This is a genomic window from Bacillus sp. jun7 (assembly GCF_051034795.1).
Lineage (GTDB): Bacteria > Bacillota > Bacilli > Bacillales > Bacillaceae > Bacillus > Bacillus velezensis.
Window position 1 is genome coordinate 3,200,433 of the sequence record NZ_CP093219.1, and the last position, 23,010, is coordinate 3,223,442.

The window sequence follows — 23,010 nt, forward strand, 5'->3', positions numbered from 1 at the left end:
AATGGATGGCTAAAAAAATGCCTGAAATTGGTGAATACAAGTACGGTTTTCACGATAAGGACGTTTCCATTTTCCGTTCAGAGCGCGGATTGACAAAAGAAATCGTAGAAGAAATTTCACGCATGAAAGAAGAGCCTCAATGGATGCTTGATTTCCGCCTGAAATCTCTTGAGCATTTCTACAACATGCCGATGCCGCAGTGGGGCGGGGATTTAAACTCTTTAAACTTTGACGAAATTACGTATTACGTAAAGCCGTCTGAGCGTTCAGAGCGTTCTTGGGATGAAGTGCCTGAGGAAATTAAACAGACATTCGACAAACTCGGTATTCCTGAAGCTGAGCAAAAATACCTTGCCGGTGTTTCTGCACAGTACGAATCCGAAGTTGTGTACCACAATATGAAAGAAGATCTTGAAGCGCAAGGCATTGTCTTCAAAGACACAGACAGCGCGCTGAAAGAAAATGAAGACATTTTCCGTGAGCACTGGGCGAAAGTCATTCCGCCGACTGATAACAAGTTTGCGGCGCTGAACTCAGCTGTTTGGTCCGGCGGATCTTTCATCTACGTGCCTAAAGGCGTGAAGGTTGAAACACCGCTTCAAGCTTACTTCCGCATCAACTCTGAAAACATGGGTCAGTTCGAACGTACGCTGATCATCGTTGACGAAGAAGCAAGCGTTCATTACGTAGAGGGCTGTACGGCTCCTGTGTACACAACAAACTCGCTTCACAGCGCGGTTGTTGAAATCATCGTCAAAAAAGGCGGCTACTGCCGTTATACAACAATTCAAAACTGGGCGAACAACGTTTACAACTTAGTAACGAAACGTACGGTTTGTGAAGAAAACGCGACGATGGAATGGGTTGACGGAAACATCGGTTCTAAATTAACGATGAAATATCCGGCTGTCATTCTGAAAGGTGAAGGCGCGCGCGGCATGACGCTTTCTATCGCTCTTGCGGGCAAAGGACAGCATCAGGACGCAGGTGCGAAAATGATTCACCTTGCACCGAATACGTCATCCACAATTGTATCAAAATCGATTTCTAAACAAGGCGGAAAAGTAACATACCGCGGTATCGTCCACTTCGGACGAAAAGCGGACGGCGCCCGTTCAAACATCGAGTGTGATACGCTCATTATGGATAATAAATCAACTTCTGATACAATCCCTTACAATGAAATCCTGAACGACAACATTTCATTGGAGCACGAAGCGAAAGTATCAAAAGTTTCTGAAGAACAGCTTTTCTACTTGATGAGCCGCGGTATTTCTGAAGAAGAAGCAACAGAAATGATCGTTATGGGCTTCATCGAGCCATTCACAAAAGAACTTCCGATGGAATACGCAGTTGAAATGAACCGTTTGATTAAGTTCGAAATGGAAGGCTCCATCGGTTAATAGTAAAACCCCGCCATATGGCGGGGTTTTTTTGTTTATTGAATAGTGAAATTTCCGTATTCGCTTGACCGGACATGAATCGGCCCGTTTAAATTGTAGTTCTTCTCTTTGACAATATCGCGGAAAACGTCGACACGGGCAACCGATTCTCTCCATTCATCCTGGGTGTCCTCATCTGACGGATTCATCAGATCGTCATAGCGTACATCCAAGAATTTATTGAGCCATTTCTTCTCGTCCGTTCCGTCTTTCGGTGACCCGCCCATTTTTTTGTTCGTGCGTTTAATCAGGGCATAAAAGGAGTCTGGATCATCACCGTCGCCATGCTGAATCACCGTATCGTACATCACCGCTTTGGCCAAGGCCGTTTTCAGTCCGGCATTTTCTGAACGTTTCATCGCCGGCTGATAATACAAGCTGTCGTTTACCTTATCCTGGGCAGCGCGGAAGGCTTTATCATTGCCAAGTGAGCGCCAGGCAGAAGCGAATCCTTTCAGATTGCTGATGTCATCGCTTTCGTCCTTCGCAAGACGACGCAATTCAGGCAAATACTTTTTCAATTTGTTATTCGGCACCGCTTTCGTATATACTTCGACTACTTCCAGCGCATCTCCGGTAGCCGTCGTAAAGCCGGCCCGCCCGCAAGTGTAACCTCTTCCGTCATCCAACGCTTCAACATATCCGTATTGGATTTCCGTCTTTCCGTTTTCAAAAATGCTGGTCAGCTGTTCCGCACGGCGCTTCTGATCCTTATTCAGCCCGGCCGCAAAAACCGTACCGCTCATCATCAGGGTAAAAAACATGGTGAAAATAAGAGATGAAACCGCCGTCTTCTTCCAAAAACCTGCTTTTTTCTTCAAACTGATTTTCATTGCCATACCCCTTTCATATGTAAGTTACACACTCAGTATACATGAGGGGTTGTTTTTTTGTTGAAAACACACGAATTTGTCAATATTTTGAATCCTAAGCCCTATCAGGCGCTTCATAAAAAGAACGCACCTTCATCAGACAGACAATCCCGTTCTCGCGTCATTCTCATCTGTAACATAGTCAACGCGGTGAAACCCGCATTGTACAGCCTGCTGAAAAAGGGTTTCGAGCATGTCCGGATCTTTGCAATATAACGTTACATACGAGCAATCTGCAATGAGAAGCACAAGTTCACAGGAACTATCCAAATATTCCTCATACGTATTGATTTCCGTTACCATCCTGCTCGGGAAAGCTTTCAATTCAGCAAAAATCATATAATAAGGGTCTCCTTCCAGACGCTGACGGAGTTCTTGGCCCTGAATGATGCGCTGATTTTGCGGAAACAGGTCTGTATCGGTGTCTTCATTGAATTCAGTATACGCCTCTCCATCACCGATAAACCATGTATAGGAAGAGATGGGGAACGGTTGTAATATATCTGCCGCAAACCGTCCGATTTCATTTGGGATGTCAAAAGTAATGCCGCGTTTCATATGGTCGTATCTCCTTTCGGCTTTTGCTAGAATAATATGGTATGCCATTTGGATAAATATTGAAAGGGGTGAGTGTTATGACAACAAGATACGGAATTGATGCGCCTTATGGAGCGTTTGGATTTATCTTTCTTGCGCTCCTTTATGCCGCAGGCACATTATACGGCATGATTCCTCTTTTCTGGGGCTGGCTGACGGGTGCCTTGTTTTTAGTGCTCGGTCTTTGGATGCTCTTGTATTCAACGGCCATTAAACTTTCACACCGCCATCGCATTCTTGCGCTTTCCGGGTTAAAGCCGGACATGAAAGTGCTTGATATTGGGACGGGACGGGGGCTGCTAGCCATCGCCGCGGCTCAAAAAGGCGCTGACGTCTCAGCGATTGACAAATGGTCAAGCTGGGATCTGGGCGGAAACGGAAGAGACGCATTTGAAAAGAACAGACGGGCAGAAGGAGCGCTGGAAATTGATTTGTATGACGGACTCGCGCAAGCCATGCCGTTTCCTGATAAATCGTTTGACCTTGTCATTTCGCATTTTGTCGTACACAACATTTCAGGCAGAAAAGAGAGGGAACGGGCGATCACGGAAATGGTGAGGGTGCTGAAGCCTGGCGGCACATTGGCCGTGTCAGATATAAAAAATACATCACAATACAGAGCAATTCTTGAGGAAAACGGCTTTCACACAAGAACGTATTCCTTTTATTATACGTTTCCGTTTTCAAAACTCATTGTCGCCGTCAGGACTCCGGTAGGAACGGGGCGCTCCATTTGTTAAAATAAATAAGACAAAACAGATAGAAAAGGTGTTACACATGAAGTCTTATATAATTATCGGAGCCGGCATTCTCGGTGCGTCCGCGGCTTATCATCTCGCAAAGGCCGGTGCGGATGTAACGGTCTTTGACAGGAAACACCCGGGGCAGGCGACTGACGCCGCGGCAGGGATCGTCTGCCCGTGGCTGTCGCAGCGCCGCAATCAGGCATGGTATGCGATCGCAAAAGGCGGAGCCCGCTATTATAACCAATTGATACAGCAGCTTGAAGCTGACGGAGAAACGGACACCGGTTATCAAAAGGTCGGTGCCGTCAGTCTCCATACGGATGAAAAAAAGCTCAGCCAAATGGAGGAAAGAGCTTATAAAAGAAGAGAGGACGCTCCTGAAATCGGTGACATTACAAGACTGACACCGGCAGAAACGAAGGCATTGTTTCCTGCGCTGTCGGAGGAATACGGGGCGGTTCATGTCAGCGGCGCGGCCCGGGTGAACGGGAGGGCGCTTCGTAAGGCGCTGTTAAACGCGGCCGTTAAGCACGGCGCGGCTGTTTACAATGAAGAAGCGTCAATATTGACAGAGGACGGTGCCGTTATCGGTGTGAAAACTGCAGAACGCACGCTTACTGCCGGCCAGGTTCTTGTAACGGCCGGCGCTTGGGCGAGAGAGCTGCTTGAACCGCTCGGCATCCGTTTTTCAGTATCATACCAAAAGGCACAGATCGTTCATTTAGAGCTTCAGGGAGAGGAGACGGGCGGCTGGCCCGTCGTCATGCCCCCAAACGATCAATACATTCTCGCCTTTGACAGCGGCAGAATCATAGCGGGCGCGACTCATGAAAACGATACCGGCATGGATTTGCGGGTGACGGCCGGCGGCCTCCGTGAGATTTTTGACAAAGCATTAACTGTGGCGCCGGGGCTTTCAGACAGTACTATGATAGAGACAAGAGTCGGTTTCAGGCCGTTTACTCCCGGTTTTCTTCCCGTCATCGGCAAAGTGCCGAATATCAGCGGACTCCTCGTTGCCAACGGGCTGGGCGCCTCAGGGCTGACGAGCGGGCCGTATCTGGGGGCGGAACTGGCAAAACTCGCACTCGGCCAGCAGACGGAAATTGATTTGAGCCTTTATGATCCGGCCGGGGCGCTTGAATAAAAAATAGCTTTTGGCGCATTCTTATGATAGGATGGAGCTTTAATGAATAAGAGGACGTGACCCATTTTGATAAAAATAAACCTTCCTGCTCCTGATGTAACCATTACGGAACGGCAGCAGTCACCGTCGGAAAATGAACCGGCGATTAAAGCGATTTACGGTTTCATTGATTTTCACCAAATTCCGAGAGACAAAGGCGGCATCTTTATGTTTTATAACATTCATGATGAGCTGCTGTTTGTCGGGAAAGCCCGTAAATTAAGACAAAGAATCAAAAAGCATTTTGAAGACAATGTGTCGCCTGTTAAACATCACAGGGACGAAGTGTATAAAATTGAAGTATGTGTCGTCAATGATCCGATGGAAAGGGAGATTTACGAAACGTACGCGATCAATACCCTTCAGTCGAAATACAACATTGAGAAAGTATTTTATAAATAAGAAAAACCGGAGCTTAAGGGCTCCGGTTTTCTTTATGTTTACAGTGCCAGCCACATCACTGCAATATGCACGATCAGCAGACAGTAAACGACGAGGAACAGCTGGACGACCTTTTTTCTGAATAACATGCAGATCATCATGAGCACAGGAAAAATCAGGACGCCGGCCGTTTTATTGATTGATGTATTCGGACGGTTCGACACGTCATAGTGAATGGCCATATCAGCAGGAAGAAACGGATAAAACACAATCGACAGAATAAAGGCGAGAACCACAGCTCCCCACAGCACCTTATCATTCATCAAAAACATATGAACACTCCCTTTTTTTACAATAATAGTATATTAGTCCGAAAAATCTAATTTATCAATATTTTACCTGTTGAATGGTGTATAATCATGTCAATGAAATTTCCATACGCTAGGAGGGTTTCAATTGACTGACAAGAAGCAAACCAGCATGTTTTCATTCTTTCTTTTTATCATGGCCGCCTGGATCATCGTTTTGTTTTTTACCATCATCGCGGCACTGCCAAGCTCCGCCATCCAATTAACCAAGCACCAATCCAAAACCGTTTCCATGATTTATCCGCAAAGCTGGGGATTTTTCAGTAAAGATCCGAGAGAAGACAGCTTGAACATCTATCTTCTTGATGCCGATGAGGAGCTCAGATGGCCGAATAATTCTCTGAAAAATGTGATCGGCTTAAACCGTTACGGCCGGACGCAAGGGATAGAGCTCGGCCTTATGCTGGAAAAGCTGCCTTCCAAAGAGAAGTGGGAAGACTTCACGACTGGCCAAGACATTAAGGATACCACATTTTTGAAAATGAAAAATGAGTCTCCCTCCCCAAGGCTGAAAGGGAAAATGATCATTACATATGAACGCATTACCCCATGGGCATGGAGCCAGCATACCGAAACGAAAAGAACCATCAAAAAATACATCGGAGTGGATGTCAATTGATTCAGGATGCAAAAAAGCAGCTCACCTTATGGATGATGAAGAATCCGCCTTGGACAAATGTGTACGGGCTTGCCAGAAGCTTAATCGCGCTCGGCACGCTGCTGACATTGCTGTTCAATCCGGCGTCTGTCTTCTTCAAAACGCAAAATCAAATGCTCAGCTTTTCCGACACGTTCAGCCTGTTTCTGCTGTTTCCCGATTTCCGTTACATTGAGATCGTCAAAGCCGTCTGTATCTGTATGTTAATCCTTGTCGTCATTGGCTGGCGGCCCCGCCTCACCGGTTTTTTTCACTGGTGGATTTCGTACAGCTTTCAAAACTCCGCCGTTACCCTTGACGGGGGAGATCAAGTGGCTGCCGTTTTTACGCTGCTGCTGCTCCCGCTGACATTAACCGATCCGCGGAAATGGCACTGGTCTCCGTACGAGGCGTCTTTTGAGAAAAGGCCGCTTGAGCCTTATTACCGCTCCTTATGCTGGGCGACACTGACAATCATCAGAATACAGGTCGCGATGCTGTACTTTAACTCTGTCATTGCCAAACTGATGGAAGAAGAGTGGCAGAACGGGACCGCCGTTTATTACTATTTGAATGATCCGATGCTGGGTCTGCCGGATGCGCTTCACAGTCTGTTTGACTTTATCCTGCAGTCCAAGCTTGTCATCATCCCGACTTGGGGCACGCTCATTGTGCAAACCATTATGTTTTGCGCTTTGTTCGCTCCGAAAACATATTGGCGTCCGATATTGTTTATATCCATTTTTATGCACGAAATCTTTGCCGTTATGCTGGGGCTGACCTCGTTTTCCATTACGGTGGCTGGTATTTTGGTCCTGTTTTTGGTGCCGGCAGAGAAAACAGTAGCTTTGAACCATTACAATCCCCTTTTTATCAGATACAATTTTTTCAATAAAAGGAAAAGGAGGAAATTATATGGTTAAAAGCAAGAAGTCCGCAGCTGCCATGATGCTGGTGTTTGTTTTAATGGTCGCATTAGTCGGCCCGCATGCCGCGGCAAAAACTGAGCCGTCCGTCTCTTATTCGGGTGAAGACATTTTTTCCGGCATCTTTTTCGGACAAGGTGAGGTCGCAAAGCTCCTTCCTGAAGTATGGGATACCAAGGCTGTTAAAAAGATTGATCAGGATGAATTAAAGCAAGTTTCCGATCAGGTGATTGCTGATATTAAAAAGTCATCGCCAGACTATTTTAAAGAGTTAAAAGTGGCGGTCTACAGCGGCGATTATGAGAAAGTGAACAGCGTCATTGATCAAGGTTCGCAGATTATGGCGAAAGTGCTGAAAGAAGAGTTTGACAAAAAGAGCATGGACAAAGGAAAATCAACGGCCATCGGCCAATGCGCAACGGCTGTATGGGTATTTTTAAACGCGGCGGCCGCCATTGAGACGATCGCTCTTGCGGTAGCGGCTATCATTTTGACAGTAGCAAGCGTTGACGAAGATTCCGACTTAGGAAAAGAGCAGCTCATCGCTAATGTCGTTGACCGCATTAACGCGCAGCACTGAGGCTGAAGAAAGAAAACGCTAAGGAGACGAACCTTAGCGTTTTTTTGATTGAAGCATCTGTTTTAAATATGCTTCTGAATCAAAGCCGAGTTCCTCGTCGGCTTCTTTTTTCAGTTCAAGCTGAAGTCGCACATACGTGTCATATTTCGGGCTGAGCTTTTGAAGTAGATTGCTGAAAGGCGATCCTTCCTTCAGCGCGGGCAGATCAGAAGCGGATTCTCCGACCTTGATCAGGCTTTCTCTGTATTCTTCATCTGTCTGCACTCTTTTCACAAGCTGAATGATGATGTTTTTATGAGTGTCCCAAGTGGCGGGGTCTCTTTCCAAAATCCGCTCGATAAATTGGTCATGCTGGACTTTGTGCTGCTGGAGCTGAGCCGGATCCTCCCTGCCGACCAGCTGCATCATCGGGTGTGCAGCCGGAACTTCTTCCATATCATCCAATACTTTAATAAGCTTTGCCCATATCGTTTTTTTCTCATCTGTATCAATAGAAAAGTCGAGGAACGGTTCAAACAGCGCGGCGATAAATTCTCCGAAATCTCCCGGGAACAGTTTTTTCAGCTGAAGTCCCATATACTTCGGTTCATCTATTTTGACCTCGCCGATATCATGCAGAATTGAATCGACATTTTCCGCATCTTCCACGCGCTTAATCAGCATTTCAGTCAGTTTCCGTTCCTGCTCAAGCTCTTCAATCTGCCGGCTGAGCTTTTGATGCTGCTGGCGCAGTATATCATGCAGACTGCTGCCCTCTAAGAGGAACGCTTTAATATCGCTTACAGACAGTGCCAGCATGCGGAGGGCGGCAATCATTTTCAGCGTATTCACGTTCTGAGCGGAATACTCACGGTATCCGTTATCAGGGTTTTTGCTGACGGTGATTAAACCTTCCTGCTCATAATATTTGATGGCTTTTTTCGTGAGACCCGTCTGCCTGGCGGCTTCTTTTATATTCATTCTGAATCACTCCCTGCTTTTCATTCTAAACGTGTCTCTAAGGGTCAGGTCAAGAGAGGGCGGGAAATAAGACGGTTTTATTTTATATTTTAGAAATTTCAGAAAATATGATTGACAACGCACCTTTGTTGCGATTAATATAACGTTATATAATGTTATATAACGTTATATAATAAAACACTGAGGAGTGAAGGATTTGAGTCAAACTGCCGCACAAGTGAATCACAAGGTTCAGGCTTTCTTGGATGATCTGAAAGGAAAAACGATTGACCACGTCTTTTTCGTCGCTTGCGGGGGTTCTTCAGCCATTATGTATCCGAGCAAGTACGTGTTTGACAGAGAGGCGAAAGCCATCAGCTCTGATCTCTACAGTTCAAATGAATTTATTCAGCGCAATCCCATTCAGCTCGGAGAGAACTCTCTCGTGATTTTATGTTCTCAGTCAGGCAATACGCCGGAAACGGTGAAAGCCGCCGGTTTCGCCAGAAAAAAAGGCGCGCTTACGATTGCGATGACCTTTGAGCCTGATTCGCCGTTAGCGAAAGAAGCCGAATATGTCGCGGTGTATGACTGGGGTGAGAACGCACAGGCGATAAATACGAATTACGGGGTTCTGTATCAAATCGTGTTCGGCGCTTTACACGTGCTGGAAAACCATCCCGCGTTTGAGCAGGCGATCGACGGACTCAATAAGCTCCAGACCGTATATGACAAAGCGCTTAAACAAGAAGCGGATCACGCAAAGGCATTCGCGAAAGCCCACGAAAAAGAAGATATCATTTACACGATGGCAAGCGGTGCGAACTACGGCGTCGCTTACTCCTACAGCATCTGCATTCTCATGGAAATGCAATGGATTCATTCCCACGCCATTCATGCCGGAGAATATTTTCACGGACCGTTCGAAATCATTGATGAATCCGTTCCATTTATTATCCTGCTCGGCTTAGACGAAACAAGACCCCTTGAAGAGCGGGCGCTTTCCTTCTCAAAAAGATACGGCAAAAAACTGACTGTGCTTGATGCGGCAGCATATGATTTTTCCGAAATTGACGATTCTGTAAAAGGCTATCTGGCTCCTCTCGTATTAAACCGGGTGCTCAGAAGCTATGCGGATGCGCTGGCGGAAGCAAGGAACCATCCGTTAAGCCAGCGGCGTTACATGTGGAAAGTCGAATATTAAGAACGCGCATTATATTTCACCGGACTATAATGATATATAACGTTATAGTCCGGTGACAAAGGAGGAAAAGCATCTGAAAAAGCTCATCTGCCTGTTCGTTCTGTTAGCTGTATGTCTGTCAGCCGCCGCCTGTTCAAGCCAAAGCAGTTCCTCTGACGGAAAAGTGACCCTGAAGTTTTTTCACAGGTGGCCGAAGGAGCCGGAAAAAAGCTATTTTGAAGAAGCGGTCAAAGAATTTGAAGCCGCTCATCCGGATATTCATATCCAAACGGAGGCGGTCTTGAACGATTCTTATAAAGACAAGGTGAAAGTCATGCTCGGAACAACGAGCCCCCCTGATATTTTCTTTTCTTGGAGCGACCGGTTTGCTTATAAATTCATCAAAGGAGATAAAGCCCTCGATCTGTCGTCTTACTATCAGCAGGATAAAGATTGGTCCTCACAGCTTGTGCAGTCACAAATCAAACCCTTTACGCATGACGGAAAACAGTACGGTGTTCCGTGGCAAATGGACGCTAAATCATTCTTTTATAATAAGGACATTTTTAATACATTACATTTGAAGCCCCCGGCGACATGGGATGAACTGATCACAGTCTGTGAGAAATTGAAAGAGAACGGATATATTCCGATCAGTTTCGGCACAAAAGCGCCTTGGACCATTTCTCATTATATCGGGACGCTGAACCAGCGTATGGTGGATGAGAAAACGCGGGCGAAGGATTACAGCCCGGAAACCGGGGAGTTTACGGACGAAGGCTATGTCAAAGCGCTTGAAAAGCTTCAGGAACTTCTGCCGTACTTTACAAAGCACGTGAACTCCGTTGATCACGAATACGTGCGCCAGCAGTTTACGAGCGGCAAAGCGGCGATGATTTATGCGGAAACGGCAGAAATTAAGCTCGTCGAACCGGTCAATCTGGGCTTGTTTCCTTTCCCGAAAATCAGCGGCGAAAAGGGATCTCCCCGTGCACTGACCGGATCTCCCGAAGGATTTATGATTTCCTCAAAAACGAAGCACCCGAAAGAAGCCATGGAATTTCTTCAGTTTTTAACTTCGAAAAAAATGGGAGAGAAGCTGATAAAAGACGTCGGTAAATACAGCGCGGTTCAGGGAACGGCGACAGAAAACAATTCCACCCCGATCCAGCGCGAAGCCGTGCAGGATATCGTCCGCGCCGAAACAATGGTGCCGTGGTTTGATATGGATGTTGATGTTGAAATCGCCGATGTGTATGCGGCAGGCGTTCAGCAGATGCTCGGCGGCACAATGACACCGCGCGAGGTGATGAATTCCGTGCAGAAAGCGGCGCGTCAGGTCAAAGCGTCATCTGAATAGAACAGATTTCTTTGGAGAAAGGAGATGAGGATTTCCTTGGTCAGCCGAAAACGTTTCATTCCGTATCTGTTTCTCGCGCCCGCGCTGATTTTTCTGCTGTTCGTTTACATTCCGATTATTGAGAATGTGTTTTTCAGTCTGTTTGAATGGAGCTCATTTCAACCCGAAAAGACGTTTATCGGTTTGAAAAATTATATTGACCTGTTTCACGATCCCGTGTTTTTTACAGCACTCCGCAACAATGTGCTGTATGCGGTCATATCGCTGATTTGCCAGGTTGGCGGCGGTTTAATTCTGGCGGCCGTGCTGGAAGACAGATTGGTAAGAAAATGGTCGCCGTTTTTCCGTACGGTATTTTTTCTTCCGGTCGTCATTTCCATGACCGTCATTGCGCTGTTGTTTGATTTTATTTATAACCCGGAAATCGGGCTTTTGAATCAGCTGCTGGAAGCCGTCGGACTTGATGAACTGACCCGGGCGTGGCTGGGCGATGAAAACACCGCTATGCTGTCTGTCATTTTTGTGTCTCAATGGCAGTCTGTCGGTTACATCGCCATGCTGTACATTGTCTCGATTCAGAGCATTCCCGCTGAATTATATGAATCGGCGCAGCTGGACGGAGCCGGAAAAATCCAGCAGTTTTTTCACATTACGGTGCCGCAGACGAAAGAAATGTCGTTTGTTGCCGTGGTGATGACGCTGACCGGCGCATTTACCGTATTTAATGAACCGTATATTCTGACCGGCGGAGGGCCGGGCAATGCTTCAGAAGTGCTGAGCACATTTTTGTATAAGAGCGCTTTTACAAAGGATATGATGGGCTACGCTTCTGCGATCGCCACGGTGGTGCTTTTGCTGACGCTTGCTCTGTCGCTTATTCAGATGAAATTCTTTAAGACCGGAAAGGAGGAGTAGCCGATGCTTCCTGAAAAGACGGACTTGCGTCATGCCCGTCAGGCCGTCAGAACAGGCGGAAAACCGAGAAAATGGTATGTCGGAGAAACGTCTGTGTGGCTGTTTCTCTTTATCTACCTCATTGCCGTTGCTTATCCGCTGTTATGGATGGCGGTCAGCGCCTTTAAAAGCTCGGATGAGATTTTTGAGCACAGCTGGTCGCTGCCCTCTGTCTGGCATCCCGAAAACTTCGTATCCGCATGGAACCAAGGGATTTCCGCTTATTTTATGAACAGCGTCATTGTGACCGTGCTGACTTGTCTCATCACCGTATTTGTGAGCGCCTGGGCGGCATACGGGCTGGCCCGTTTTCAATTTAAAGGAAAAGGGTTTGTGCTGATCATTTGTCTTGGCGGCTTGATGCTGACGCCGCAGGTCAGTCTTGTGCCGCTGTACTCCATTATCCAGTCATTGGGACTGTACAATACGTATTGGGCATTGATTCTTCCGTACGCAGCCTACCGTATTCCGTTTACCGTGATTCTGATCCGTTCCTATTTTTTGTCGATTTCCAAAGAGCTTGAGGAAGCGGCCTATCTGGATGGATGTACAAGTTTCGGAATATTTTTCAGAATATTCTTACCTATGAGCGTGCCGATTCTGGTGACATCAGGCATTTTGACGGCTTACCATACATGGAATGAGTTTATGTTTGCGATTATTTTTATCGATGATGAAAATTTACGGACGATTCCGGCCGGGCTGATGCAGTTCAGAGATGCGCTGCAGACGGATTGGGGCGTGCTGCTGGCCGGGCTGACGATTTCTGCTGCTCCGATCATCGCGCTGTTTTTATTGATGCAGAGATATTTTATCCGCGGCATTGCAGCGGGAAGCGTGAAAGGATAAGGGGGATGAAAAGATGAAACTGATAGCGGCCGGAGATAATGTAGTAGATTATTATCAGGATCAGGAGACGTTTTACCCGGGCGGAAATGCGTTAAATGTAGCCGTGCTTGCCCGGCGCTTAGGCCACGAAACTTCTTATATCGGGATTCTCGGCAGTGATGAAGCGGCGGATCACGTATTGAATGTGCTGAAACTGGAAAAGGTGAATGCCGATCTGATCCGCCGGGCATACGGAGAAAACGGGATGGCGGTCGTCACGCTTGATGAAAAAGGGGACAGGATATTTGCCGGATCAAATAAAGGCGGCGTGCAATCGCGTCTGACGCTCGCTTTTCAGGAGAATGACATCTCATTTATCTCCGGACATGATCTGCTGCATACGAGCGTATACAGCAGGATAGAACGTGACCTTCCGATGCTGAGCGGCCATGTGCCGATTTCCTTTGACTTCTCTGTAAAACGTGACGAAGCCTATTTAGAAGCGGTCTGTCCGTACGTAACGTATGCATTTTTTTCCGGGAGTGATTTGAGTGAAAGTGAATGTGTGCGGCTTGCCGAAAAAGCCCGCGGTTTCGGAGCGAAAATCGTCTGTCTGACAAGGGGAGAACATGGCGCGGTGTTATCGGATGGGGAACGCGTCTATCATCAGCCGGTGGTAAGAGCTGATATAATAGATACATTGGGCGCGGGTGATTCTTTTATTGCCGGGTTTCTTACCGATTTCTTCGAGCATCAGGATATTCGGCGAGCGCTTACTGCGGCCGCCGGGACGGCTGCCAAAACATGCGGAGGGTTCGGAGCGTTCGGTTACGGGCATCCCTACAGGCCGGACGGCGGGAAAAGCAGTGAAAAAACGAGAATACGATAAGCATTGTCTCGTTTTTTATACTTGTTACGCATAGGGGCTGTTAATGGTAAACGTAACGCGGTCGGTATGCATTAAAAACAGCGAGCTGTATATCGGCTGGTCTTTTGACATAAAAGCGGTTTTGTCAATTTCAAAAAGCGCATCCCCGATATCACAAGCCAGATAGCGGCTTTCTTCCTGCTTGGCGTATACGACATTTAACAGCTTCGTATTATGGGTGGGCACCACCTGATAGTGCTGTTTCAAAATGTCATGCATCGACACGCCGCCTTTAATATGCTTGCCGATGTCGGGAAATAAACTGAGCGGATAGTGGGCGATTTCGAATGAGAGCGGCTGGTCGTCGTGAAATAAAATGCGTTTTAATTCAAGAACGGGACTTTCGGAAGCGACGCGAAGTTTTTGAGCGATGGATTTAGGCGCTTCAATGATTTCATGGGAAAGGATCTGGTGTTTCGGTTTTTTTCCCGTTGATTCCATAAATTCAGAGTAGCCGTTGACCGCGATGAGCTCCCGCTTCAGTTTAGGGCTTTTAACGAACGTTCCCTTTCCCTGCTGCCGGACGAGCCAGCCTTCTTCCACAAGATCAAGGATGGCCTTCCTGACCGTTATGCGGCTGACGTTGTACGTTTCGCACAGCTCATTTTCAGTCGGCAGTTTTACGGACGGCGAATAAACGCCCTTCTTGATATCGTCCGCGATAATTTGTTTCAGCTGAATATATAAAGGTTTCGAGCTCCCGTTATTTAACAATGGGACGGACCTCCTTTGTCAAGTAGTAGTACTATTATATGTATTATGACGTTATAATACAAATTTGCTTTTCATTTATGAATCTGTCAGAAACCCCGAACATTTTTAACATAACAGAAAGATGTGGCGGTTTCCAGTATTGGAGGAGGTTTCGAATGGCATCATTAACATTTGACCATATCAAAAAAACATACGGCGCCCAATCGGCGGCAGTGAAGGATTTTCACTTAGATGTAAAGGATGAGGAGCTGCTGGTGCTTGTCGGTCCCTCCGGCTGCGGCAAATCTACGACACTCAGGATGATTGCCGGACTGGAGAGCATTTCTGAAGGGAAGCTTTATATCGATGGAGACGCGGTGAACGATCTGCCCCCGAAGGATCGTGATATCGCAATGGTTTTTCAGAATTATGCGCTGTATCCCCACATGACGGTGTTTGACAATATGGCGTTCGGTTTGAAGCTCAGAAAGCTGCCGAAAAAAGAAATCGCAGAGCGAGTCCGGACGGCCGCTGATATTTTGGAAATCGGGCATCTGCTCAAGCGGAAACCGAAGGCTCTTTCAGGCGGGCAGCGGCAGCGGGTTGCGCTCGGCCGGTCGATCGTGCGGGAGCCGAAAGTGTTTCTGATGGACGAGCCGCTTTCCAACTTAGATGCGAAATTGCGTGTGACGATGCGCGCCGAAATCAGCAAGCTCCATCAGCGTTTGAAAGCGACCATCGTTTATGTGACGCATGATCAGACGGAAGCGATGACAATGGGCGACCGGATTGTCGTGATGAATGAAGGAGATATTCAGCAGGCCGCAAGCCCCCATGAGATTTATCATTATCCGGCGAATATGTTTGTGGCGGGTTTTATCGGTTCTCCGAGTATGAATTTTATAAAAGGCGTCATAGAAGAAAGTCACGGGCAATGGTATTTTGCCGGTTCGTCCGTTCGTCTGCCCATTCCGAAAGAAAAAGCGGCTGTTCTTGTGCAGAAAGGATACAGCGGTCAGGAGATGACTGCGGGGCTGCGTCCGGAGCATTTGACGCTTGCCGGACAATCAGAGCACCCGCCTGAAGCGGTGTGCCGCGCTGTGGCGGAAGTATGTGAGAACTTAGGCGCGGAGATGTACGTTCATGCGGTGAGCGGAGATGACCGCATGACGATCCGTCTTGACGGCGCTTCAGAGGTGAAACCCGGCGATGCCATTCTGCTTGCGGTCAATATGAACCGGGCCGTCTTTTTTGATGCCGACACTGAAAACGCCGTATATTGAAAAAGGGAGCCTGATGATGGGGCTCCCTTATCACTTCTTATGATACGATTACCAGATTTCGTCCGCCCATTCCGGGTGGTCGATAAACGGATTGCGGTTATGCTGATAGTCTTCGTAAATGATTTCGTTCCGCCGTTTTTCCTTACTGTCGACGGGGTCTTGTTTATTCCATTTGAGCAAAACGGACAGTTTTCCCATGTAAGGAGCTGAGCCGTTTCCGGTTTTATCATTCAGCTCAAGGTCGGGATACCCGTCGCCGCCTTCATAACGCACCGCCATGTAAAACAGCATGCGGGCGACGTCTCCTTTGACCTCATCGCGCGGCTCCCAGGAATCACCGTCATAATAATTGCCCGGCGCTTTCGGGTATTCTGAGCCGCCGTTATCAAAATCCATGTTTCCTCTGGCGCTGTTCACCTGGACGTCTGCAGGGCGCAGATGATGAATGTCCGTCCCGGGGCCGGCAGCTGTTCCGAAGTTTCCGTGTGACTTTGCCCACACGTGTTCACGGTTCCAGTCCCCGACGCTGCCGCCGTTTTTACTTTTGGCCCGTGATTCCTGGGTGTAGAGCAAGATGACATTGTTCGGGTTTGCCGGATCTTCGTCAGTTTCCTTCAATGCATTCCATACTTGGCTGTAAGACAGCTTTGTATGTCCGCTGATGATGCGGTGCAGGGCGCTCTTTAAGGCTGTTCCGCTTTTTCCGGAAGCTTCTTTGTAATATGTGTCCGTATCCGCAGACGGAGTGATGACAGCTGAGGCAGTTTGCGGAAAAAGAGTTGTGCCGCCGGCAGTTGAAACCGCGAGCCGGCTGTACAGATTCGTGTCAGCCGGCGCGCCCGCAGAGGCTGACGGCGCGGTCCAACCCAAAATGAAAAACAGGCAGACAATCGGCAGAAACCAAAGTTTTTTTGTCATGACTTGCCCTCCTTTACCTCTATTATCCAAAAAATAAATCTAATATTCTATCTTTTTTGAAAAATGGTTCCTTCGGCTTATGGGACAGAGGGGCGGTTTCTTGGTCAAAGTATCCGGAAAATCATTGATTTTTTGGAAGATATGATAATGAACTCGTTATGCGCTCCTTCTATAATGAAGATCATCTTGTCAGTTTTTCAGTTTAAAAGGAGGGCGTGTATGGAACATCAGCAGCTTTCGGCGGCGAATATCGGGATTTCCGATGACATACAATGGCTGTCTCAATTCGGCGCTTCCGCTTCCGGCGGAGTGACGAGGCTTTTATATACGAAAGAATGGATGGACGCCCAGCTTGCCGTCAAAAAGAAAATGGAGGCGTTCGGGCTGGAAACGGCATTTGACGATGTCGGTAACGTGTTCGGCCGTCTGAGCGGCACAGAATCGCCTGATGAGGTGATTCTGACCGGATCGCATATTGACACCGTTATTGACGGCGGCAAATATGACGGTGCGTTCGGCGTGCTGGCGGGCATGCTGGCGATCCGGCATTTGCATGAGACGTGCGGGCGTCCGAAAAAAACGCTGGAGGCTGTGTCGCTCTGTGAAGAGGAAGGGAGCCGTTTTCCCATCACCTATTGGGGCTCAGGCAATATCACCGGTGCTTTCTCACTTTCAGATGCGGAAACGCCGAAAGACGCGTCCGGCATTTCTCTGAAAGAAGCCATGCGGCAGAACGGCTTCGGTGCAGGCCGTTATCCGGCGCCGCTGCGCACTGATATTAGTGCCTTTCTGGAAATTCATATAGAACAGGGGCAAACGCTTGAACGATCGGGAAAGGATATCGGGATTGTCACCGGGATTGCCGGACAGAGACGCTATACCGTTACGCTTGACGGTGAATGCAACCATGCGGGGACCACTTCAATGAAATGGCGGAAAGATCCGCTCGCGGCGGGAAGCAGCATCATCCACGAACTCATGCTCTCAGCGGAAAGACAGCCGGAAGAGCTCCGCCTGACGTGCGGAAAAATGACGGTTGAGCCGAATATGGCGAATGTCATTCCGGGCCGTATCCAGTTTTCCGTTGATATTCGCCACCAGCAGGAAGACGTGCTGGCAGCCTTCCATCAGAAACTGGTGTCGATTATTGAAAACATCAGCCGCAGCAAAGGAGTCAGACCCTTTATTGATGAATATATGAGGATAGAGCCGGTTCAAATGGATCAGACACTGACACGAACCGCAGCAGAGGCTGCAAAAGAGCAGGGGGCGGACCCGGAGAAGATCGTAAGCGGAGCGGGACATGACGCCCAGATGCTCGGCAGAACCTTTCCGGCCTGCATGCTTTTTGTGCCGAGCCGTGGCGGGATCAGCCACTCGCCGCTTGAATTCACACCCGCACATCAGCTTGAAACCGGCGTCCTTACGCTGGCGAATGTATTACATAAACTTGCCTATTAACGTAAAGGGGGAATCGGCGTGCCGACCAGAAAAGAATTGTGCATTCCGCAAAGAACGATAATGACACCGGGACCGACAGAAGCTGAACCGAGAGTGCTGAGGGCGATGGGCGCTCCGATCCTCGGCCAGTTTGACCCGGCATTTACCGGCATCATGAACGAAACGATGCAAATGCTCCGTGAATTGTTTCAAACGGAAAACCGCTGGGCCTATCCGATTGACGGCACATCAAGAGCGGGGATTGAGGCTGTTCTCGCAAGTGTGATAGAACCGGGTGACAGCGTGCTCGTTCCGATATACGGACGCTTCGGACACCTGCTGACTGAAATCGCCGAGCGGTACGGAGCGGACGTTCATACGATCGAGTGTGAATGGGGAACGGTCTTCCGGCCTGAAGAGATTATCGGCGAGATGAAAAAGATTTCCCCGAAAATCGTCGCTATGGTGCACGGAGAAACATCAACGGGGCGGATTCATCCGCTGAAAGAAATCGGGGAAGCGTGCCGCGCCCAAGATGCACTCTTTATCGTGGATGCCGTGGCCACGATCGGAGGATGCGCCGTAAAAACGGATGAATGGAAGATTGACGCAGTCATCGGGGGAACGCAAAAATGCCTATCGGTCCCTTCCGGAATGGCGCCGATTACTTATAATGACCGGACGGCCGCTGTCATTGCCGCGCGTAAAAAGGTAGAACGGGGCATTGCGACGGCAGCTGACGGTAAAATGCTGTCCGGTCATCGGCCGGTTACGAGCAACTATTTTGATCTGAGCCAGCTCGAAGATTATTGGAGTGAAAGAAGGCTGAATCACCATACAGAAGCGACAGCAATGCTTTATGCGCTGCGGGAGGGTGTGCGCCTTGTCCTGGAAGAAGGACTTGAAGAACGGTTCCGCAGGCATCAGCGCCATGAAAAAGCGCTTACGGCGGGACTTGCAGCGATGGGCCTTGATTTATTCGGCGATCCGGAGGCGAAGCTGCCTGTCGTCACATGTGTGAAGATTCCGCCGGAAGCAGACGGCGAATCGATCAGGAGTATGCTTTTGTCTCAATTCGGAATTGAAATCGCCAGCTCGTTCGGTCCGCTGCAGGGGGAAATTTGGAGAATCGGAACGATGGGCTACAGCTGCAGAAAGGAAAATGTGCTGTTTGTGCTGGCCGGACTTGAAGCGGTTCTGATCAGACACGGAGTTGCAGTTAAAGCCGGGGAAGCGCTGCAGGCGGCCCTTAACATATATGATCTGCCGGCTGAAACCGGTGTGCTGTCATGAGATATGAAAACGAGATTGAAATCATCTGGACTTTTTTCCCTTTTCCCCGTTATACTGAATGGTATAAAAAATGACAAATATGGAATGATCATCTGTTTGTCTGGGGAGAAGGTAAGAAATCATGGCGTACATGGGGCGATTGTCAATTTTAATGCTGAATATGTTTATTGCGATGCTTGGGATCGGATTGATTATTCCGATTATGCCCGCATATATTACCGAATTCGGAGCGACGGGGAGCACGATGGGTCTGCTTGTTGCGGCGGCGGGGCTTACACAGCTTTTATTTGCGCCTATTGCCGGGGAAATAACCGACAAATACGGACGGCGGAAACTGATTATTTTCGGCATTGCCGCCTTTGCCGTGTCACAATTGATCTTCGCCTTTGCCGGAAGCCTGTGGCAATTGTTCGCATCCCGCCTTTTGGGCGGAATGGGCGCGGCGTTTTTAATGCCGTCAATGTTCGCTTACATTGCGGATATTACGACCGAGGAAGAACGCGGGAAAGGAATGGGGCTGTTCAGCGCGGCGATGACGCTCGGTGTCGTCATCGGACCCGGTGTCGGCGGTTATTTGGTTCATTACGGCATGTCTGTGCCGTTCATCGTGTCCGCAAGTCTCGCCTGCTTTTCAACCGTTCTTTCATTTTTCTTTCTGCCCGAAACGCTGGGGCGTGAAAAGCAGCTGGAAGCCCGGGCAAAAACGGAAAAACGTGAGCATCTGTTTAAGCAAATGTCACGCGCGCTCAAATCGCCGTTCGCGTTTATGCTGATTCTGGTTTTTGTGCTGAACTTCGGAATTATGAACTTTGAATCCGTTTTCGGCCTTTACGTTGACCATAAACACGGATTTAAAGCCTCTGATATTGCCTTTATTATTACGGCTGCGGGTCTCATCGGCGTATTTGTGCAGGCGGTCGGCGTCAGTTATCTCGTCCGCAGGTTCGGGGAAAAGCGCGTCATTAACGTGACGTTGATCGGTGCTGCTGCAGGACTTGTGTGGTGCCGGTTTGCGGGTTCATATTGGGCCGTTTTTGCCGCGGCAATCTTTTTCCTGACGCTGACATCGCTGCTCCGGCCGGCCGTTAATACGATGCTGTCGAAGCTCGCCGGTGACCAGCAGGGGTTTGCCGGCGGGATGAACACCTCATTCATCAGCTTAGCGAATATCGCCGGACCGTCAGCCGCCGGTTTTCTCTTTGATGTAAATATGGAATTTCCGTATATGCTGGGAGCGGCCATTCTCGCCATCAGTTTTCTGGCCGCGCTTGGCTGGGGCAAAAAGACACAGACCCGGCCGTTCACGCAGCAAGGATAAGAATCAAAAGCCTCCGGGTATCCGGAGGCTTTTTGCTGATTGTCGTTTATTCTGCGGCTGTCTGCATCTCTGAAATTGCAGAGATGCGCATAGAGGGAAAATCATATAGGAAAAACAGTTGTTCCGCATGCTCAAGCATGGCGCGAATGGAAACCGGAACAGGTGTAGATAAAGTAAAACCAGCTTTATCGCTTGACGAGTCTGACGAATTTGATCTGCCGGAAGTTGATCAAAAAAGAAGGCAGTCAGGCAGTGACAACATTGAGCGGCGTAAATGCTGAGAAGGAAAAAGCAGGGTTTTGGAACTTGCTGTTTCGTATGCAGGGGGAGAGCATTCTGATAAAACGGGTCATTGAAATAATACGAACTGTTCAGTAGGGGGCGATTGGTGACAACAAGGAGATGTTGTGATGGTTCTCCTGCATGAATTTTGCATAAAACCCGAAAATTAGGCCAACACACAATTATGCAAGAGACAATCATCTAAAAAGGATGTCGGTAAGTACAATATGGTGTACGGAAAAGGAGTTGAAAATGTTGTATTATTACCCGTCATTCCATTTGTATCAGCGGCAAGAATTTAATTATTATCCATGGGCCCATCAATTGACTCATTCAGGGGGCTCCCCCTATGTTTCCGCGCGCCCTCCTTTTTATAATTCCCCATGTTACAGAGAGTGCATAAGAAGCGGAGCGGATAGTTATTTCTGCTGCTATATCTGCGGTTTCTGTTAAAAAGAAAGACTTATAGAAGTAAGTGATCTTTCCAGGATAACAGTGAGACCATTATCCAGACAGCCATTAGCCAACACACGAAGCTTTATTACGGTTCACGGAGGGGAAGCGCCCCTCCTTTTTCAGACATTTTATAAAATCCCCTTGCGCGGCCTGTCAGAAGCGGTTTTTGGTCTTGATGTGTTCGACTGTTGGTGTTGACGAAGAATTCAAGATACCAGGAAGCAGCGAAACCTGTATGTATCTGCGAGACACAAAGCTTTCCGCCGCTGAGCGGGTTAATTGTAGCTGGGTGCTATCGCATGTGATAGATAATGAAATTCTAGGCCTAACTAAAGAAATAAAAGAACAGATTAAGTATTGGAAAAATCCAGATAAATGTTATATTTTTGATATAAGGAGGGGAATATGGACCAATTTATATCAACAATTATATTCACGATTCCTGGTTTAATTTGTTACTATTGGTTACAGCTGTTTGGGTTGACTCCAAATCAAAAGCACAATCCTTTTGAAATGTTAGGTATAAGTGTGTTGTTATGGATTCCTGTCTCAGGATTGAGTCTGATCACATACAATATATTAGTTCTTATATTGAATAGCTTATTAAACTATTATTCGACTAAGACTAACGGAATAACTGAACACTTTAAAGGTGATTATATAGGTGATCTAACAACCCTGAATAGTCACTTGACCAGCTTTTCATTTATAGCAGTATTTTTTGTATTCAGCCTTATCTTTAGTTACTGTGTAGCAAGAATTTATACTAAACTATATTTAAAATTGGTTATAGGAGCTGTTAATAAGGTTCGTAGGAAAAGAGGCTTAAACGGGCTTTCCAAATACCAAACAGTTTGGGAAGAAATTTTTGTGTCACAGGGGCAGAATGTAGTTGAACTTTCTAAGATTGACAATGAGGATAAAAAAATAATTGGAGATATAGAAAAAGTGTCCAGGCCGCTAGAGCCTGAACGAAACTTTGTTTTACGAGATATAACTTATTTTACCGAACTCGTAAAAAGGTACAATTTAAAAATTGAAAAGAGTTATATAGATGTTAAGGCAGGTATAAAAATAGGCGTTTTTAAAAAATCTGAAATTAAAAAAGCGCAAATTATTGATAATGAATCAGATAACCCTATTGAGGATTGAATTATTTGCCTTTCCGTATTCTTGAGGATGGAACATCTACAGAAAACCGGTCTCTTTTTTCAACTTTCGGAACTGGAACCTCACTTGTAGGTCGAGGTCTATGTACTCGGGATGGTGTAGAGTCTACTGAATTATTTTTCCGTGAATAATCAGAACCTTTGTTAGTATTACTCATTAATTTTATCGCCTCCTTTTCTGATTAGACCAAAAATTAGATAAATCTGTCAAGATCAAGGCGTGAGACACAA

General features: G+C 47.5%; 24 protein-coding genes and 1 pseudogene. 19 read left to right on the forward strand and 6 right to left on the reverse strand.

Annotation, left to right across the window (positions count from 1 at the left end; translation table 11 throughout):
* Positions 1-5: 5 nt before the first annotated feature.
* Positions 6-1,403: a Fe-S cluster assembly protein SufB gene (gene sufB, locus MJQ52_RS15750; protein ID WP_003151878.1), complete on the forward strand. Its 1,398-nt coding sequence runs from the start codon at positions 6-8 to the stop codon at positions 1,401-1,403.
* Between the two features lie 35 nt (positions 1,404-1,438).
* On the opposite strand, the gene csn is transcribed toward sufB, so the two are convergent.
* Together csn and MJQ52_RS15760 are read right to left on the reverse strand one after the other, a co-directional pair.
* Positions 1,439-2,275: a chitosanase gene (gene csn, locus MJQ52_RS15755; protein WP_003151879.1), complete on the reverse strand. Its 837-nt coding sequence runs from the start codon at positions 2,273-2,275 to the stop codon at positions 1,439-1,441.
* 135 nt (positions 2,276-2,410) lie between these two features.
* Entirely contained in the window at positions 2,411-2,872 is a 462-nt protein-coding gene (locus MJQ52_RS15760) for a DUF2691 family protein (RefSeq protein WP_058906334.1), read from the reverse strand.
* Between the two features lie 77 nt (positions 2,873-2,949).
* Here MJQ52_RS15760 and MJQ52_RS15765 point away from each other — a divergent pair, with 77 nt between their 5' ends.
* The 3 genes from MJQ52_RS15765 (at position 2,950) to MJQ52_RS15775 (ending at position 5,245) form a co-directional block, all read left to right on the forward strand.
* Positions 2,950-3,651 (forward strand): class I SAM-dependent methyltransferase, encoded by a 702-nt coding sequence (locus MJQ52_RS15765; protein ID WP_094247516.1) that lies wholly within the window; start codon positions 2,950-2,952, stop codon positions 3,649-3,651.
* Between the two features lie 37 nt (positions 3,652-3,688).
* Positions 3,689-4,804: an NAD(P)/FAD-dependent oxidoreductase gene (locus tag MJQ52_RS15770; protein WP_094247517.1), complete on the forward strand. Its 1,116-nt coding sequence runs from the start codon at positions 3,689-3,691 to the stop codon at positions 4,802-4,804.
* A 66-nt stretch (positions 4,805-4,870) separates the two neighbouring features.
* Positions 4,871-5,245: a nucleotide excision repair endonuclease gene (locus tag MJQ52_RS15775; RefSeq protein ID WP_007410094.1), complete on the forward strand. Its 375-nt coding sequence runs from the start codon at positions 4,871-4,873 to the stop codon at positions 5,243-5,245.
* Between the two features lie 38 nt (positions 5,246-5,283).
* Here the strand turns inward: MJQ52_RS15775 and MJQ52_RS15780 are convergent, their stop codons facing one another.
* Complete coding sequence (locus MJQ52_RS15780) at positions 5,284-5,556, reverse strand: DUF1648 domain-containing protein (RefSeq protein WP_007410095.1); 273 nt, start codon at positions 5,554-5,556, stop codon at positions 5,284-5,286.
* A gap of 124 nt (positions 5,557-5,680) precedes the next feature.
* Here MJQ52_RS15780 and MJQ52_RS15785 point away from each other — a divergent pair, with 124 nt between their 5' ends.
* Genes MJQ52_RS15785 through MJQ52_RS15795 form a run of 3 tightly spaced genes read left to right on the forward strand, consistent with a single transcriptional unit; the run spans position 5,681 to position 7,735 of the window.
* The gene (locus MJQ52_RS15785) at positions 5,681-6,211 is read left to right on the forward strand and encodes an SdpA family antimicrobial peptide system protein (protein ID WP_029973606.1); all 531 of its coding nucleotides are present in this window, start codon (positions 5,681-5,683) and stop codon (positions 6,209-6,211) included.
* Positions 6,208-7,152, forward strand: coding sequence for a sporulation-delaying protein SdpB family protein (locus MJQ52_RS15790; RefSeq protein WP_094247518.1), 945 nt, complete (start codon positions 6,208-6,210; stop codon positions 7,150-7,152). Before MJQ52_RS15785 ends, MJQ52_RS15790 begins: the two co-directional genes overlap by 4 nt.
* A complete protein-coding gene (locus MJQ52_RS15795) occupies positions 7,145-7,735 on the forward strand; it encodes a sporulation delaying protein family toxin (protein WP_094247519.1) in 591 nt (196 codons plus the stop codon). The genes MJQ52_RS15790 and MJQ52_RS15795 overlap by 8 nt, the downstream gene beginning before the upstream one ends.
* Positions 7,736-7,768: 33 nt before the next feature.
* On the opposite strand, the gene MJQ52_RS15800 is transcribed toward MJQ52_RS15795, so the two are convergent.
* Positions 7,769-8,695, reverse strand: coding sequence for a MerR family transcriptional regulator (locus MJQ52_RS15800; protein ID WP_071392251.1), 927 nt, complete (start codon positions 8,693-8,695; stop codon positions 7,769-7,771).
* 196 nt (positions 8,696-8,891) lie between these two features.
* Between MJQ52_RS15800 and MJQ52_RS15805 the strand changes: the two genes are divergently transcribed.
* The 5 genes from MJQ52_RS15805 to MJQ52_RS15825 all read left to right on the forward strand — a co-directional run bounded on the left by MJQ52_RS15805 (position 8,892) and on the right by MJQ52_RS15825 (position 13,888).
* Complete coding sequence (locus tag MJQ52_RS15805; RefSeq protein WP_071392250.1) at positions 8,892-9,878, forward strand: SIS domain-containing protein; 987 nt, start codon at positions 8,892-8,894, stop codon at positions 9,876-9,878.
* A gap of 73 nt (positions 9,879-9,951) precedes the next feature.
* On the forward strand, positions 9,952-11,217 hold the full coding sequence (locus MJQ52_RS15810) for an ABC transporter substrate-binding protein (protein ID WP_071392604.1): 1,266 nt from the start codon (positions 9,952-9,954) through the stop codon (positions 11,215-11,217).
* A gap of 24 nt (positions 11,218-11,241) precedes the next feature.
* Positions 11,242-12,132, forward strand: a complete 891-nt coding sequence (locus MJQ52_RS15815; RefSeq protein ID WP_012118373.1) for a carbohydrate ABC transporter permease — start codon at positions 11,242-11,244, stop codon at positions 12,130-12,132.
* A gap of 3 nt (positions 12,133-12,135) precedes the next feature.
* Entirely contained in the window at positions 12,136-13,020 is an 885-nt protein-coding gene (locus tag MJQ52_RS15820; protein ID WP_003151895.1) for a carbohydrate ABC transporter permease, read from the forward strand.
* Positions 13,021-13,033: 13 nt separating this feature from the next.
* A complete protein-coding gene (locus tag MJQ52_RS15825; RefSeq protein WP_071392249.1) occupies positions 13,034-13,888 on the forward strand; it encodes a PfkB family carbohydrate kinase in 855 nt (284 codons plus the stop codon).
* Positions 13,889-13,912: 24 nt separating this feature from the next.
* On the opposite strand, the gene MJQ52_RS15830 is transcribed toward MJQ52_RS15825, so the two are convergent.
* A complete protein-coding gene (locus MJQ52_RS15830; protein ID WP_012118372.1) occupies positions 13,913-14,641 on the reverse strand; it encodes a GntR family transcriptional regulator in 729 nt (242 codons plus the stop codon).
* Between the two features lie 155 nt (positions 14,642-14,796).
* Here MJQ52_RS15830 and MJQ52_RS15835 point away from each other — a divergent pair, with 155 nt between their 5' ends.
* Positions 14,797-15,903 carry an ABC transporter ATP-binding protein gene (locus tag MJQ52_RS15835; protein ID WP_043867399.1) on the forward strand — a complete coding sequence of 369 codons (1,107 nt, stop codon included), beginning with the start codon at positions 14,797-14,799 and terminating at the stop codon, positions 15,901-15,903.
* A gap of 48 nt (positions 15,904-15,951) precedes the next feature.
* On the opposite strand, the gene MJQ52_RS15840 is transcribed toward MJQ52_RS15835, so the two are convergent.
* Complete coding sequence (locus MJQ52_RS15840; protein WP_094247520.1) at positions 15,952-16,821, reverse strand: endonuclease I family protein; 870 nt, start codon at positions 16,819-16,821, stop codon at positions 15,952-15,954.
* A gap of 219 nt (positions 16,822-17,040) precedes the next feature.
* Between MJQ52_RS15840 and allC the strand changes: the two genes are divergently transcribed.
* The 6 genes and pseudogenes from allC (at position 17,041) to MJQ52_RS15870 (ending at position 22,762) form a co-directional block, all read left to right on the forward strand.
* Positions 17,041-18,282 carry an allantoate deiminase gene (gene allC / locus MJQ52_RS15845; protein WP_191073210.1) on the forward strand — a complete coding sequence of 414 codons (1,242 nt, stop codon included), beginning with the start codon at positions 17,041-17,043 and terminating at the stop codon, positions 18,280-18,282.
* A gap of 60 nt (positions 18,283-18,342) precedes the next feature.
* Positions 18,343-19,554 (forward strand): pyridoxal-phosphate-dependent aminotransferase family protein, encoded by a 1,212-nt coding sequence (locus MJQ52_RS15850; RefSeq protein WP_374107009.1) that lies wholly within the window; start codon positions 18,343-18,345, stop codon positions 19,552-19,554.
* Between the two features lie 121 nt (positions 19,555-19,675).
* A complete protein-coding gene (locus MJQ52_RS15855) occupies positions 19,676-20,872 on the forward strand; it encodes an MFS transporter (protein WP_007410110.1) in 1,197 nt (398 codons plus the stop codon).
* A 32-nt stretch (positions 20,873-20,904) separates the two neighbouring features.
* On the forward strand, positions 20,905-21,153 hold the full coding sequence (locus MJQ52_RS15860; protein ID WP_094247523.1) for a hypothetical protein: 249 nt from the start codon (positions 20,905-20,907) through the stop codon (positions 21,151-21,153).
* A gap of 638 nt (positions 21,154-21,791) precedes the next feature.
* Positions 21,792-22,061: pseudogene (locus MJQ52_RS15865) on the forward strand (hypothetical protein); the annotation flags it as partial.
* Complete coding sequence (locus MJQ52_RS15870; RefSeq protein WP_094247524.1) at positions 22,016-22,762, forward strand: hypothetical protein; 747 nt, start codon at positions 22,016-22,018, stop codon at positions 22,760-22,762. The pseudogene MJQ52_RS15865 and the gene MJQ52_RS15870, both read left to right, overlap by 46 nt.
* Positions 22,763-23,010: the final 248 nt, after the last annotated feature.